The organism is Pseudomonas sp. GM41(2012), from assembly GCF_000282315.2.
GTDB lineage: Bacteria > Pseudomonadota > Gammaproteobacteria > Pseudomonadales > Pseudomonadaceae > Aquipseudomonas.
On record NZ_AKJN02000006.1, the window covers coordinates 545,343 to 559,243 of the forward strand.

Sequence of the window (13,901 nt, forward strand, 5' to 3'; positions counted from 1 at the left end):
TCCTGATTTCCTGCATTCTAACCTTGAGGGGAAGTCTGCGAGAACAACGGTCATGGCATTTACCCATCAAACGGGCACTTATTTTTCGATTCACGGGGTAGTGGTATGCAGTTGGCGCCCCATATGGCTGATGAGCCATGCAACGCTGTCGGCGTTACCGAGTTGCACCTTGAGTCTGACCAGTGGGTCTCTCTTGAAAATTTTGCGGGCAGCGCTCAGGTTTTCTCCGCCGGTCAAGGTCAATAAATGCGCTTTTACCCGATCAGTATTTTCATATGAAGTGCTGCCCGGATCCTCCCATACACCGGTATCAGGATCTTCGGTCATGAACAGCTGAGTCAGGGGTGTCTTGATCGAGAGTGCGGTGTCCTGAAGGGTGATCAACGCGTCCTTGAGGTCACTGGCGGTTGCGCTGGTCGTTTCAATCAGATGGGGAAATGGTCTGACGGGATCGAAGTAAGCAATGTCTTCGGATTTGCAGACGATATGGGAAAGCTCATGAATAAGGGTTACTGCTCGGGCATGCGTGTTGATAGGGAAGGCTGGGTCGCTAAGATGTGGGCGGTAAATATCGAAACCGGGGTCGAAGAACTTTTCCGCCAGATAAATTTTCTGCTTTGCATCCGTTGGAACGGTGAAAGCGAATGAAGATGCCGCTCCACTGACCAGCCTGCCGATTGCAAAACGACTGCTCTTCGGCTTTCTGAGTGAGGGGTCCAGCAAGGCCGCAAAAATGTCGCCCAAGACTTTTTCAAGCTGCCCCACATGCGCGGACTGCACTTGCGGTACGTCAATAAAATCCATGATGAGTTGATGCACGGGGGTAACTGTGTTGTCGGAAGACTTCAGCAATTGCAGGTTTTGAAAGCAGTTCCAGGCATAGGTGGTTGCCAGGTCCAGCGCTTCGTCAATCTGACGAGCCTTTTGCGGAAACAGTCGGCGGATTTCGGGCATGCCATTGGCATCGACGTTCATGCCCTCCCAAACCGAATAGGCGGTGCGCAACCGATTGCCGATGCTGAACCGGGGTGCTGGCGCTTGCCTGTCCAGAACCCATTGTTTCGACACGTTCTGACTCAGCCGAGGACCGCGAGTGTGTGTGTCGGCGATGCGCCAGTGAGTGCCGAGCTTTGCGACCGGATAGACCTTTCCTTCAACCGGTGCATAGGTTTTTTTTGTCGTCGGATGGGTATAGAGCCCAAGACTTGAGTTTAATGTGAGCGAATTCAGATCGACGTCGATGCTTTCATGACGCTTCAACTGCGTACGTTCGGGGGCTGTAATGGCAACGTTCTGCCATTTGAAGCGGGTATCGGGCGTTTCAGGCGCAGGTGTACCTGGCGTAGAAGAGGGTTGCGCTTGCAGCGATAGTCGCAACGTGGCGAGTTGTGCAATGCCGCTGATAAATTCCTTTATCGCTGCTCCCCATTTGTGCGTTTGAAGGTCCTCGGCGGACTGCTTGATGTCTTGGTAACTGCGCCACACCGTGATCGGGTAGGCAAGCTTGCCCGTCAAGAACGTAAATGCCTCCTGAAAATCTTCACCCAGCACATGCTTGAGGGTTGCCCATTCACTCTGCTTGTTGTCATCGGACTGACAACCGAGCAGTCGGGCTAACAACTCGGCGTTGTCTTTGAACAAGTGTCCGAACAGATTCCCCTTGATCGGATTGGACGCCAGCGTCACTTCGGGGGGGCGGCTATTGGAGGTCGCCATCCTGAGTTCAAGCAGTATTCGTTCAGGCTGCGAGAGGTTCATGAGTACCCAGTCGAGCAGACCGCCGCGGGTCTTCAGTTCAGTCAGCAGTTGTGTTTCATTCTCGTATTCTTTCACCCCGTGCCTGGGACTGTGAGGCGCGAGAAGGACCTGTGGCGCTGCGCTATCGGCCGACGAACCGATCAGATAGACGCCTGGTACTTTGATCGTTTGCCCGTTCTTGATACCCAGGAACTCAAGTGGACGGATGATTGCGTGGGCACCGTCGACTGCCGCGCGGGCGATAGCGTCAGGCATGTCCATGACTTGGCGTATCAGATCAAACCCCGTCTCGCTCAGGCGCTCCTGCAGTTTTTCCGTGTGGGCGTAATGCATCAGTTGCCAGGGTAACTGCGTGTAAAACCGCTTCTTGCGGTCCGTTGCGTTCGCTTGGGTATCTGCAAAGGCTTCGTTCAATGTTTTCTGCTGATGTTCGCCCAGCTTCAAGTTTCGTATCAGGTCTCTGATGTAGCTTTGGTCCATGTCCTGGGGAATCACGGTGTTATCAAGCGACACCAGCGTGAAATGGGTTTTGTCCAGATCCTTGAAGTGGGTCAGTGCAAAGTCGGTCAGGGTCTGGGTGCTGGCCGCAGACCTCGAGCGTGCGCTGATCAGGATCTGGACCTTATCCGGATCGATGTCGAACGTATCTGCCTTGAGTTGTTTTTCAAGTGCATCGTGCGCCGTGCGCGCCAGGGAGCGTATGCCTGTGAGGTAGTCCTGGTCGTCGGTAACGTTGTTGAGGTATTGCTGAAGCAATTCCGCATGCAATATCTGGTCTTGAATGGACGCCTTGGCCAGCCATGCCGGCAGTTTTTGCTGAGTGATCAGGGATTGGGCAATGTCTGTCGCGCGGTCTAATCCGGTCATCGGTTGGCGTAACGCCACCAGCTTCAGGAGACTGGCCAAGGGCGTCGCGGGAAGCTTCGTGACCAGCGCACGGATGACGCACGCCTGATCCAGCTGGACATAGGACTTTTGCACGTGATCGAGAAAATGCCCATCTATTCGCTGCAGCGGTGCCAGGGTGTAAATCCGCCCAGCCACTCTCTCGCTACGTCCAAGGTTCTCCAGAAGGGTGGTGCGAACATCGATGTCCTTGAGGCGTCGATCCAGCTCGGTCAGCAACGGAGTCAATGCCCTGAAGGCTTCAAATCCCGACGCTGGCGTCCACAAAATCGCCTTGCCCGAATGCTTCGGGTCCAGGCCTCCACGTTCAGTCAGCACAAAACAACTGGCCAGCTTCAACGGGGCCGTAGCGTCGCCTGCCTTCAGCGCCAAGGAAAATACGTCCGGCAAAAAACCGCTCAATGCAGCTCGCTGCAAGCGTACCGGGGTATCAAGCACGGTTTTGATGATCGCCTGTTCCGTCGCACCCAGGGTGCGCATGATGGTGTGCAGCTTCAATTCACTGTGCAATGCCGTTGACAGGGTTCGGGTGAAACGCGATTGCAGGCTCCCGAGTGATAAATTGACGATACGCTGCACTTCGGCAATCGTGCGGGTGGTCGCGGGAATGACCGGCTGGTGTTCGAGGAATAGGTCGAGCGGCAGCTTGGCGGTGGAGAGAAGGGTCAGATGCTCTTTGGCCGACTCTCCACGAACGGTGTCTGGTTGCGCGCTCAGGCGGCGGTCTGCGTGTGTACTCCAGCGTTCTTTGGCATCGGCCGCCAGCAGTCGATCGTCGATCAGGCCCCGGACATCCAGTGCCTTGTCGAACAAGGCACGGGGATCCTGTGTGCCATCGCTTTCACGGCAATGGCTCAGCGCATGGGACAGATTCTCTCGCTGCTTGCCAAGGATGTCGGTCATCAACTGTTCAAACACCGGGCCGATGATTGGTTCACCGACAATCACTTGTTCATCCGGCTTCATTGAAAGAAACGTAGTGCGTTCGTCCAGGGACATGAAGTTGAGCAGCGTGTCTTCATGCCCTTGGCTTATCAACATCTGCGCAACGATTTTCCTGACGGCGGGCAGGTCGCTCGTTGCCTCGATGCCTCTGGACGGGGTGTACAGAAAACCCAGCGTGTCGCTGCTGCCGATCATCACGGTCGAGGCGAGCTCGACGTATGGCTTGAAGGGGGCGGTGATACGTACTTTTTCGCTACGAAGAGGATCGTTGGCGTCAGGTTCGAGGCTGAGATTCATCAGTCGCAGGTATTCCTGTGTCGTTAGAACACCTTGCTGACGCTGTAGCAGGAGCTTCACGTGAAAGGTATCGCGCAAACCCCCGGCAAATAGCTCCCTGCGGGACTGCCCGTTGCTCATCGATGTGTTCCAGAACGTCTTGAGCAGGCCTTGCAAGTGAGGGGTAAAACTTTGCGCGATCTCTTTGATTGCGCTTTCCCAGGCCTGGGTATCGGCGTCGCTGCTCACACTGTGTCGGGGATTGGAAAAGACTCTGGAATCGCCAGTCGGCCACTGGTTGGTCAGGTAGTAATGCAGCAGGGTATCGCTCAGTGAATGCGAGGAAAGCAATTGTTGGTCATCGCTGTCGATGACGAAGCTATCCAGTCGGGTAAGGCGTTGGTCCAGTTTGGGGAACGGTTTATGCAGCGCGTTCTTGAGGGTTTCGTCCAGCATCGATTGCAGCGTTGGCAGCTTGACCAGCTCACCCATCATCGTCTTGATGTTCTGAGCCTGATTGCGCTCGAGGGTGAGCTCCTGGTCTCGGAACACCGCACCGTCGATTGTTTGCGTGGCAATGTCTGGCGCAGTGGCGGTGGGTAAAGCGCTGCGTTGTTCGATGGAGAGAAAGCGCAGTAGCTCACGCTTTCCAGCGGCCTGTGCCAACCATTCCTTTAGTTTGCTTTTGAGGCCCTTCATGTCCGCGAATTTGATCAGGCCTTTCCACGGCGTGTAGAGCGTGACTTCTCCGTCGTTGGGCCGGCTCATGGCAAAAGCGCCGGCCAGGGGGATGCCTGGCGCATCAGGTACGCTTAAAAGCAGCTGGTCAACGTGCATGGGCTCGCTATTGGCGATACGGGCTGCATGCGTCGCCAGATAAACAGCATTCAACCACTGCAGGTCATCAAGCGTGAAGGACAGTGCCTTTTCGCGTTCACCGGGCTGTTCGGCTTGGGAGGCAAGTACGGCCTCGTCGAAAAAATACGGCAGTGGGGGAGCAGACATGGGTTTTCCTCGATGTGCTGCGATCGGCGGGTAATCGCAGGCTGTTGGATTGAGGAAAAACAGTACGGTCAATGGAAGGCTCGGGTGCGGTACATATTGCTTGATGCGAACAGGCTGTCGAGACTTGACAGGACGCCGGTAGAACAGCGCTTAATCGACAACTGTTTTGGGTTGCCCTGCAACCCGTTTCACCCTGTTGCCCGTACTCAATAATAAAACTGGAGCTTCAGATGACCGCAACGCCCGAAGTGGCCGTCAGTTCGAACACTCAAACGCTCGATTTCGACGCGCTCGTTCTTTTGCTTGAGCAGATTTTTCAGCGCCATGGCACCTCCGCCGATGTCGCCAGGACACTGGCCCTCAACTGCGCCGGCGCCGAACGCGATGGCGCCCATAGCCATGGCGTGTTCCGCATTCCCGGTTACGTGTCGACGCTCCAGAGCGGCTGGGTCAATGGCCAGGCCGTGCCGGTGGTCGAGGACGTGGCTTCAGGCTTTGTCCGGGTCGACGCCGGCAATGGTTTCGCCCAACCGGCCCTCGCCGCAGCACGCGGTTTGTTGGTGGAAAAAGCCCGCAGTGCCGGCATTGCGGTGCTGGCGATTCGTAACTCCCACCATTTCGCCGCCTTGTGGCCGGATGTCGAGCCCTTCGCCTATGAAGGCCTGGTGGCGCTGAGCGTGGTCAACAGCATGACCTGCGTGGTGCCGCACGGTGCCGATCGTCCACTGTTCGGGACCAACCCGATTGCTTTCGCCGCTCCTCGGGCTGACGGCGATCCGATTGTCTTCGACCTGGCGACCAGCGCCATTGCCCATGGCGATGTGCAGATCGCCGCGCGCAAGGGCGAGCGTTTGCCGCCAGGCATGGGGGTGGACGGTCTCGGCCAGCCGACCCAGGACCCGAAAGCGATTCTTGAGGGCGGCGCGTTGCTGCCGTTTGGCGGCCATAAAGGTTCGGCGCTGTCGATGATGGTCGAGCTGTTGGCGGCGGCGTTGACCGGCGGCAATTTTTCCTTCGAGTTCGATTGGTCGAACCATCCGGGGGCCAAGACGCCGTGGACGGGCCAACTGCTGATCGTGATCGACCCGAGCAAGGCGGCTGGGCAGAGTTTTGCCGAGCGCAGTCAGGAACTGGTCCGGCAGATGCACGGTGTGGGGCTCAAGCGTTTGCCGGGGGATCGACGTCACCAGCAACGGGCCAAGTCCAGTACCGAAGGCATTAAGCTCGATGCTCAGACGTTGGCGGATCTGCGGGAACTGGCCGGGCTCTGAGCCCTGCATACTCTCAGTCTGCATAAAAGCCGGGCATGAAAAAGGCGAGCTGCGTGCTCGCCTTTTTGCTGGGTACTGATTAAAACAGGGTCGCTTAACGCCGACCCAGCAACAACCCGACTACCAGGCCGAAACCGGCAGAGATCGCCACGGTTTGCCACGGATGACCACCGATGTAGGTTTCAGTGGCTTCGACCGCCGGTTTGGTCCGGTCACGAACGCGGGTGACGGAGTCCCGAGCCTGTTGAAGTTTCTGGGCGATTTGCCCACGAAGTGTGTCCGCTTCCTCACCCACGAGTGAGGCACTGCTTTTGAGCAGCTTCTCCGACTCTTCGATCAGAGCCTGAAGTTCGCTGAAGGCCTGATCCTTGATTTGATCTTCGGCGATTTGTGCGCGGGTTTTGCGGGCCATTGAAGTACTCCTTGCAGATAAATGGACAGTGAACAGTGGAGTCTGTCGTCAGCGAAAAAGTTGCAGTGAATTTTCGCGTTGACCCAACCTTGACGAAAAATCCTGAGTCGGACATTTCTTCCTACAGTGTAAGATGTCGCCTATTTTACGCAGCAGGTAACTCCCATGAGCTTCAATCTGGCCGACAAACCCCTTGCCGAGCGCGCTGCGCTGGAAGATGAGAAATCCCGTCTGTTTGATCTATGGCAAAGCAACCTGGGCAAATCCAAGGGCGAAGCCGCGCGGTTGTTCGGTGAACGCGCCAAGCGCAAAGGCAAATGGGCCGAGTGGGTCCGCGCCGAACTTGACGGCATGTCGCCCCCGGAATTTGCGAACATGGTGCGCAGCGAAGTCAATCGCCTGATGGCTGCTAAATAAATTTCTACCTGACACTACTCCCGCGTAGGAGCTGCCGAAGGCCGCGATCTTTTGATTTTGCTTTTTTAAAACAAGATCAAAAGATCGCGGCCTTCGGCAGCTCCTACGCGCTCGCGAAGCTCGCGACAATCGCTTCCCGTACTTTCAACACCACTGGATCGAGCTGTGTACTGGTGCGCCAACCCAGTTCGATCGGGTATCGCGGCAACGCCAGAGGGCAGGGCAGCAGTGCCAGTCCGCTGAGCGCGGCAATGCTTTGGGCCGCATGGGCCGGAATGGTCGCCACGGCCTGACTGCCCTTGAGCAAGTGCGGCAACGCGGCAAAGTGTGTGGTCGAAGCGCATACCCGCCGAGTCAACCCCAGCGCCGCCAGCCCCTCATCGGTGATCCCGATAAAGCCACCTGACGACACCAGAATGTGCTCGCGGGCGACGAACTCATCCAGGCTGAGGGTCTGTTGTCCCTCGGCCAGGCTGAGCGGGTCCGCCAGGCACAGATAGCCGCCTTCTCCCAGCACCTGACGGCTGAGCAAGCGCTCGGCAAACCCACCGGCGGTAATCGCCAGATCGATGCTGCGTTCCATCAACGCTTGCGCGACGATCTGACTGTGGGTCTGGCGAAAGATCAGCCGCAGCTTCGGCGCGACGCGGGCGATTTCTTCGATCAGCCGGCGGCCATAAGCGATTTCGAAATCATCGGACATACCCACGGTCACCGAGCGCCCGTCGTAATGGTGGGCGGCCGGATCGACCATCGCCAGGCTCTGCCGGCATTTGTTCAAGGCATCGCTGACCACCGGTTTCAACTGGTTGGCCTTGAGCGTGGGCGCGAGTCCGCGGCCGGTGCGCACGAACAGCTGATCGCCATACACTTCGCGAAGCCTTCGCAGTGCCGCGCTGACCGCCGATTGCGTCACGCCCAGACGCAACGCAGCCCGGCTGGCGCTGGACTCCTCGTGGAGCGCTTCGAAGACTTTCAGCAGGTTGAGATCGACGGTGGCGATATTCATTTGGTTCATATCATTCAGCAGCAAACGGGGCTTTATTCATGATCCGGTGGCGCCGGAGAATGAGCAACACCTCATTGCTTTCGGAGTTACTGCGATGCCCAAGTCAATCGTTGCTGCACTGCAAATCGGCGCCTTGCCCGGTGGCAAGGCCGAGACCCTGGAACAGATCCTTTCTTGGGAAAACGCGATTATCGAATCCGGCGCGGCGCTGGTGGTCATGCCCGAAGCGTTGCTCGGCGGTTACCCCAAAGGCGAGGGCTTTGGCACTCAGCTGGGTTATCGCCTGCCGGAAGGGCGTGAAGCCTTTGCCCGGTACTTTGCGAATGCGATCGACGTGCCCGGCGCGGAAACCGAAGCGTTGGCCGGGCTGTCAGCGCGCACCGGCGCCAATCTGGTGATCGGTGTCATCGAACGTGCCGGCAGCACCTTGTTCTGCACTGCGTTGTATTTCGATCCGCAGGCCGGGCTGGTCGCCAAGCACCGCAAACTGATGCCCACCGGCACCGAACGGTTGATCTGGGGCAAAGGCGATGGCTCGACGTTGCCGGTGATCGACAGTCAGGTCGGGCGGATCGGCGCGGTGATTTGCTGGGAAAACATGATGCCGCTGCTGCGCACCGCGATGTACGCCAAAGGCGTGGAGGTCTGGTGCGCGCCAACGGTGGATGAGCGGGAAATGTGGCAGGTCAGCATGCGCCATATCGCCCATGAAGGACGCTGCTTTGTGGTCAGCGCCTGTCAGGTTCAGGATTCGCCGCACGCCTTGGGCGTGGAGGTTGCCAACTGGCCGGCGGACCGCCCATTGATTGCCGGTGGTAGCGTGATCGTCGGGCCGATGGGCGACATTCTGGCAGGACCGCTGCGTGACAGCGCCGGTTTGCTCACCGCAGAAATCGACACCGATGACCTGATCCGCGCCCGTTACGACTACGACGTGGTCGGGCACTACGCGCGCCCGGACGTGTTTGAGCTAACCGTAGATGAGCGGGCCAAACCCGGCGTCCGTTTCAATACATAACTACTGTGGGAGCGAGCCTGCTCGCGATAGCGGTGGGCCAGGCAACTAATGTGTTGAATGTACCGCCGTCATCGCGAGCAGGCTCGCTCCCACAGTTGATGGGTGTCGCTTGTCGGAGCAGGCTTGCCCTTACCAGGTGCCGGTCGTCGACGTTGGCAGGCTGAGTTTGCCAGTGTCCACGAAACGCAGGGTGCCGAACACGCCGCCCGCGAGTTTGCCGCGCAGGACGTAGGGCAGGTTGTCGAGGGTTTGGGTTTTGCTCAGGCCCAGGGTCTGGCGCAGCACGGAGAACGCCGAAACACTCACCGGCACGGTCAGCACGGTTTCGGAAAAACGTGCAATCGAGCCCGATTGATCGCTGACACCGGTGGCAAGTGGCTGGCCGTTGACTTCCAGATCCAGGGCCACGCCGTTGTAATTGATGGCGGTTTCGTTGGGATTTTGCACGCGTATTTTCACGGCGAAGCGTACTTCCATGTCCTGGCTTTGCAACGGCTCGATGCCGACGACATCGATGTTCAGTGGATCACGATTGGGCAGCAGGGCGCAGGCGCTCAGGGAGAGCAATAGCAACGAGAGGGATAAAGCGAGGAGTCTGCGCATGAAGGGTTCTCGACAGAAAAGGGACCGAACCGCTGACGGCTCGTCCCTTGAGCAGCGTTCAGCGGTTCACCTGTGCGACCACGCTCACTGTGAGGTGTTCGCCGCATGCTGTCACTTCTTCATGAACGGCGCGGCATCAGCTGCCTTTGACCGGCGTCGGCAAGGTCACGAGCTTCACATAATCATCCCAGAACTGCTTCTGGTCGATGGCAAACACCACCTTGGCTTTTTGCGTGCCCACGGGTGGACTTTTCTTGTAACCGAGGGCACGACCGTAGTCGGCACCGAACTGGGCATTGACATCGACCCACAGCTCGCGGGATTCGGTGACGATGCCCGGCTCGACCAGAAACAGGGCTGGCAGGCTGTCCCAGGTAAAACTGTGATAGCCGGGGTCTTTGCTGAACAACGGAGCGAATTCGTGTGTGTACAGATCGGCAATCGGTCCCGGCCGGGCGATGACGCGCTGGTAGATCGAGGCATCGAAGGTGACCTTTTCGCACACGTCGTTGGGAAAAATGACGTGTTCGATGGGTGAGCGCAGGACGATCTTCGCCGCCTCGGGGTCGAACCACCAGTTGAATTCGGCGGCTGGTGTGGTGTTGCCAGGAATCTCGATGGCCCCGCCCATGTACACGATGCGCTTGATCAACGGCACGATGTCGGGGGCGGTGCGAATGGCCAGGGCGATGTTGGTCAGCGGGCCGACCGCCAGCAATGTCACCTCATGAGGATTGGCGCGCACGCTGTCGACGATGAACTGGGCGGCGGTTTCCTTGCGTAATGAAGTGTGGGTCGCCAGGCCATCCGGCGGAGCGATCAGTTGCGCGGCGGAAGTCGGACGCGGCGCCTTGAAAGCACCCGGCCAGCCGGCTCCGAACAGGGCTTTTTCCTGTGGGTAGGTGGCGAAGTCATGAAGCAACGGGTAGGCCGCCCCGGAATACACGCCGACGTCCTTTTCCACGCCCATGCGCTCTACCGCCTTGAGGGCATCCACCTGTTCCTGGTCAACCCAGGCATTGCCGCTGACCAGGGTCATGCCGAGCAGGTCGATGCGTTTCTGGGCGTGGAGTTGGGCGAGCATGATGAAGGCCTGGCCGTCATCGTTGAGCACGTTGAAGTCGGTGTCGAAGATGACTTTTTCCGCCGCTTGCAGGGAACCGGCGCAGAGGCCGGCAGCGACAAGCAGGGCACAGCGTTTGATCAAACCTTGCATGGGAACTCACCTGATAATTTGAATGAACACCCGTAGGAGCACGGCTTGCCGGCGAAGGCGTCCTTGAGATCGCCATCGCCGGCAAGCCGTGCTCCTACAAAAGCGGTGGGGATCAGCGGTTGACCAGTTTGGCCGGCAAGGCGATCACCAGAAAGCTGCTGAGGATCAGGCAGCCGGCAAAGAACCACAGCGCGCCGGCGCTGCTGCCGGTGACGTCGATGGCGACTCCCATCAGCGAGTTGCTGACCAGCCCGGCGATGTTCGCCAACGAGCAGGCGAGAGCGAAGCCGGTGGCCGCCGCGGTGCCTTTGAGAAAGGTCGCCGGCAGACTGAAGAACACCGGCACCGCACCGATGATCGCCGCCGACGCGATGGCGAACAGCGCTACGGTCGCCACCACGTTGTGGACGAAGAACGGCGCACTGGCCATGGCGGCGGCGCCCACCAAAAACGGCACGATGATGTGCCAGCGACGTTCGCGGTGTTTGTCGGAGCTGGCGCCGATCAACAGCATGCCCAACAACGCGGCGATGCTCGGCAGCGCCGTGAGTACGCCGATGTGAAAGGTGTCGATGATGCCGGCATTGCGGATGAAGGTCGGCATCCAGAAACCCATGGCATAGGCACTCAGCAGGATCGAGAAGTCGATCCCGCCGAGCATCCAGACCTTCAGGTTGAAGAAGCCGTCGCGAAAACTGTGTTTGCTGTCCCCGCCACTGGCCTCATCGGCGCGCAGTTCTTGCTCCAGCAGGTTTTTTTCATCGTCGTTGAGCCATTTGGCCTGGCGATAGTTGTTGGGCAGGGCCCAGAAGGTCAGCACGCCGAGCATGACACTCGGTACCGCTTCAATGAGGAACAGCCATTGCCAGCCATGCAGGCCGCCAAAGTTATCGAAATAACCCATGACCCAGCCAGACAGCGGGCCGCCAATCACGCTGGACAGCGGCAGGCCGATCATGAACAACGCAATGATGCGGCCGCGTCGATAGGTCGGAAACCAGGTCGTCAGGTAATACAGAACGCCTGGCAGAAAGCCTGCTTCGGCGGCGCCGAGCAAGAAGCGCAGGATGTAGAACTGAGTGGTGGACGTCACGAGCATGGTGCAGGCCGACAGCAGGCCCCAGGTGATCATGATGCGGGCGATCCAGATCTTGGCGCCGACTTTCTCCAGCACCAGGTTGCTCGGCACCTCGAACAGGATGTAGCCGACAAAAAACAGGCCGGCTCCGAGGCCGAAGGCGGTTTCGCTGAAGTGCAGTTGATCGAGCATCTGCAGTTTGGCGAAGCCGATATTGATCCGGTCGAGGTACGCGGCCAGGTAGCAGAAGCACAGGAAAGGGATCAGCTTCCAGGTGATCTTGTGGTAAAGCGCTTGAATCGGGTCGGCGACCGTGGTCGCAGGTGTTGCATTCGCAATGGGCATTGGGTGTCTCCTGGCGGTGACTTATGGTTTTTATACAGCCGCTTTTTTCCAGCGCTCTGGCGCGCTGAAAGCGGCGTCCAAAGGCAGTGTCAGAAGACTGAGGGCCCATCTGTAGGAGCAAAGCTTGCTCGCGATGGCATCCTTGAAATCGCCATCGCGGGCAAGCCTTGCTCCTACAAGGTTTGCTCCTCAGTTTTTTACCAAGACCTGCGCTCTATGGCGCGGTTCTTGTGGTACGCATCAGCATTTCTCGAAGTGCGCGATGGCCTCCTGCTTGCTGACGACATCGCCGTACTTGCTGTCGATGTCGAACAGGTTGGCTTCATGGGGCGCCGGATGCCGGTCGCCGACGCATTCGCGCACGACGATGGTGCGAAAACCGTGTTGCACGGCGTCCACCGCTGTCGCCCGAATGCAGCCGCTGGTTGAGCAACCGGCCAGCACCACGGTGTCGATGCCTTGGGCGTGCAGCATCGAGGCCAGGCTGCTGCCGAAAAAGGCACTGGCGTACTGCTTGCTGATCACCACTTCATCCTTCTGGGGTAGTACCTCTTCGCAAAACGCCGCCAAGGGGTTGCCCTCGACCATATCTTTCATCACCGGGGCTTTTTTAACCCAGATGCCACCGTCGGCGAAATGGCCGGGATGGTAGCGGATATTGGTGTGCACCACCGGGATGCCCTGACGACGGGCGCTGGCCAACAGTTCAACGCTTTCGGCCACGGCACTGACCACGCCGGGTGCGAACAGCGGCGCCCCTTCAGTGGTGTAGCCACGCATGAAATCGATCATCAGCAATGCGGCTTTCTGGCCGAAACCGATGCGCTGGCCCCACACGCCCTGGTAGTTGTCGTTGGCGGTTTGTTCGCTCATGTCGCTGACCTCTTAATAGGCGCCGGAGAGCAGGGCGCCTGCACCGGGAACAATCGGTTCCAGGTCCAGGGCCTTGAGCATGGCGTAGGTGGTGGCAATGGCGGCGGTGAGCACGGGTTTTCCGGTTTGCGCTTCGACCTGCGCCACCACCGGCAATGACTGCATCTGCACGCAGGCCGAAAGCACAATCACGTCGACGCCTTCCAGGTTCATGCCGGCTACGATGCCCGGCAGATTCGCCGGATCGTGACGGGCCACGGCAAGGTTGTCGGGAATTTCCAGTGCGCGCCAGTCCACGACTTCGAAGCCTTCTGCGCGTATGTAATCCACCACCAGTTCGGTCAGCGGTTTCATGTACGGCGCGACGATAGCGATGCGTTTGGCGCCCAGCACTTTCAGGCCTTCGATCAAGGCGCCGGCGCTGGTAATGACCGGCGCGTTGCCGTCGTTATCGGCAGTGGCCTTGCGCAGCCGCTGCTCGGATTTGCGGTGATAACCCAGACCCATGGCCATGATCGCCACCAAGCACGCGTAACCCAATACGTCGACCTTGGCGTCGGACAACTCCACGGCGCAGCGGTCGGATTCGCCGTCCATCGCCGCCAGCTCTTCCTTGCGCACTTGCTTCATGCGCATGCGGCTGGAGTGAAAGGTGAAGCGTTCCGGGCGGATCAACTGACGCGCGGTGAGCATCGCCGGGATCTCGGTTTCCATGGTGGTGTTGGAGCTCGGCACAATCTGGCCGATGCGGTAAGGCGTGAGCATAAAA

At 58.8% G+C, this 13,901-nt stretch carries 11 protein-coding genes; 3 read left to right on the top strand and 8 right to left on the bottom strand.

Annotated elements, in window-relative coordinates; all coding sequences use genetic code 11:
* Positions 1–90: 90 nt before the first annotated feature.
* Positions 91–4,890 carry a dermonecrotic toxin domain-containing protein gene (locus tag PMI27_RS23090; protein WP_008155223.1) on the bottom strand — a complete coding sequence of 1,600 codons (4,800 nt, stop codon included), beginning with the start codon at positions 4,888–4,890 and terminating at the stop codon, positions 91–93.
* A gap of 230 nt (positions 4,891–5,120) precedes the next feature.
* Between PMI27_RS23090 and PMI27_RS23085 the strand changes: the two genes are divergently transcribed.
* The gene (locus tag PMI27_RS23085; RefSeq protein WP_008155225.1) at positions 5,121–6,161 is read left to right on the top strand and encodes an Ldh family oxidoreductase; all 1,041 of its coding nucleotides are present in this window, start codon (positions 5,121–5,123) and stop codon (positions 6,159–6,161) included.
* A 94-nt stretch (positions 6,162–6,255) separates the two neighbouring features.
* Here the strand turns inward: PMI27_RS23085 and PMI27_RS23080 are convergent, their stop codons facing one another.
* Positions 6,256–6,573 carry a DUF883 family protein gene (locus PMI27_RS23080; RefSeq protein ID WP_008155227.1) on the bottom strand — a complete coding sequence of 106 codons (318 nt, stop codon included), beginning with the start codon at positions 6,571–6,573 and terminating at the stop codon, positions 6,256–6,258.
* Between the two features lie 165 nt (positions 6,574–6,738).
* Here PMI27_RS23080 and PMI27_RS23075 point away from each other — a divergent pair, with 165 nt between their 5' ends.
* Entirely contained in the window at positions 6,739–6,990 is a 252-nt protein-coding gene (locus tag PMI27_RS23075; RefSeq protein WP_008155229.1) for a hypothetical protein, read from the top strand.
* A 103-nt stretch (positions 6,991–7,093) separates the two neighbouring features.
* On the opposite strand, the gene PMI27_RS23070 is transcribed toward PMI27_RS23075, so the two are convergent.
* Entirely contained in the window at positions 7,094–8,008 is a 915-nt protein-coding gene (locus PMI27_RS23070) for a LysR family transcriptional regulator (protein ID WP_008155230.1), read from the bottom strand.
* A gap of 85 nt (positions 8,009–8,093) precedes the next feature.
* On the opposite strand from PMI27_RS23070, the gene PMI27_RS23065 reads away from it, so the two are divergent.
* Positions 8,094–9,017, top strand: a complete 924-nt coding sequence (locus tag PMI27_RS23065) for a carbon-nitrogen hydrolase family protein (protein ID WP_008155232.1) — start codon at positions 8,094–8,096, stop codon at positions 9,015–9,017.
* Between the two features lie 129 nt (positions 9,018–9,146).
* Here the strand turns inward: PMI27_RS23065 and PMI27_RS23060 are convergent, their stop codons facing one another.
* From PMI27_RS23060 to PMI27_RS23040, 5 genes are all read right to left on the bottom strand, one after another.
* A complete protein-coding gene (locus PMI27_RS23060) occupies positions 9,147–9,620 on the bottom strand; it encodes an LEA type 2 family protein (RefSeq protein WP_008155233.1) in 474 nt (157 codons plus the stop codon).
* Positions 9,621–9,756: 136 nt separating this feature from the next.
* Positions 9,757–10,836, bottom strand: a complete 1,080-nt coding sequence (locus PMI27_RS23055; RefSeq protein WP_008155236.1) for a nucleoside hydrolase — start codon at positions 10,834–10,836, stop codon at positions 9,757–9,759.
* Between the two features lie 112 nt (positions 10,837–10,948).
* Positions 10,949–12,259 carry an MFS transporter gene (locus PMI27_RS23050; protein WP_008149886.1) on the bottom strand — a complete coding sequence of 437 codons (1,311 nt, stop codon included), beginning with the start codon at positions 12,257–12,259 and terminating at the stop codon, positions 10,949–10,951.
* Positions 12,260–12,499: 240 nt separating this feature from the next.
* Positions 12,500–13,132, bottom strand: a complete 633-nt coding sequence (locus tag PMI27_RS23045; protein ID WP_008149889.1) for an N-carbamoylsarcosine amidohydrolase — start codon at positions 13,130–13,132, stop codon at positions 12,500–12,502.
* Between the two features lie 12 nt (positions 13,133–13,144).
* Entirely contained in the window at positions 13,145–13,897 is a 753-nt protein-coding gene (locus PMI27_RS23040) for a maleate cis-trans isomerase family protein (RefSeq protein WP_008149891.1), read from the bottom strand.
* Between the last annotated feature and the right edge of the window lie 4 nt (positions 13,898–13,901).

Coding starts and splice junctions, on each gene's coding strand:
- PMI27_RS23090 (WP_008155223.1), bottom strand. CDS start 4,890: ATGTCTGCTCCCCCACTGCCGTATTTTTTCGACGAGGCCGTACTTGCC.
- PMI27_RS23085 (WP_008155225.1), top strand. CDS start 5,121: ATGACCGCAACGCCCGAAGTGGCCGTCAGTTCGAACACTCAAACGCTC.
- PMI27_RS23080 (WP_008155227.1), bottom strand. CDS start 6,573: ATGGCCCGCAAAACCCGCGCACAAATCGCCGAAGATCAAATCAAGGAT.
- PMI27_RS23075 (WP_008155229.1), top strand. CDS start 6,739: ATGAGCTTCAATCTGGCCGACAAACCCCTTGCCGAGCGCGCTGCGCTG.
- PMI27_RS23070 (WP_008155230.1), bottom strand. CDS start 8,008: ATGAACCAAATGAATATCGCCACCGTCGATCTCAACCTGCTGAAAGTC.
- PMI27_RS23065 (WP_008155232.1), top strand. CDS start 8,094: ATGCCCAAGTCAATCGTTGCTGCACTGCAAATCGGCGCCTTGCCCGGT.
- PMI27_RS23060 (WP_008155233.1), bottom strand. CDS start 9,620: ATGCGCAGACTCCTCGCTTTATCCCTCTCGTTGCTATTGCTCTCCCTG.
- PMI27_RS23055 (WP_008155236.1), bottom strand. CDS start 10,836: ATGCAAGGTTTGATCAAACGCTGTGCCCTGCTTGTCGCTGCCGGCCTC.
- PMI27_RS23050 (WP_008149886.1), bottom strand. CDS start 12,259: ATGCCCATTGCGAATGCAACACCTGCGACCACGGTCGCCGACCCGATT.
- PMI27_RS23045 (WP_008149889.1), bottom strand. CDS start 13,132: ATGAGCGAACAAACCGCCAACGACAACTACCAGGGCGTGTGGGGCCAG.
- PMI27_RS23040 (WP_008149891.1), bottom strand. CDS start 13,897: ATGCTCACGCCTTACCGCATCGGCCAGATTGTGCCGAGCTCCAACACC.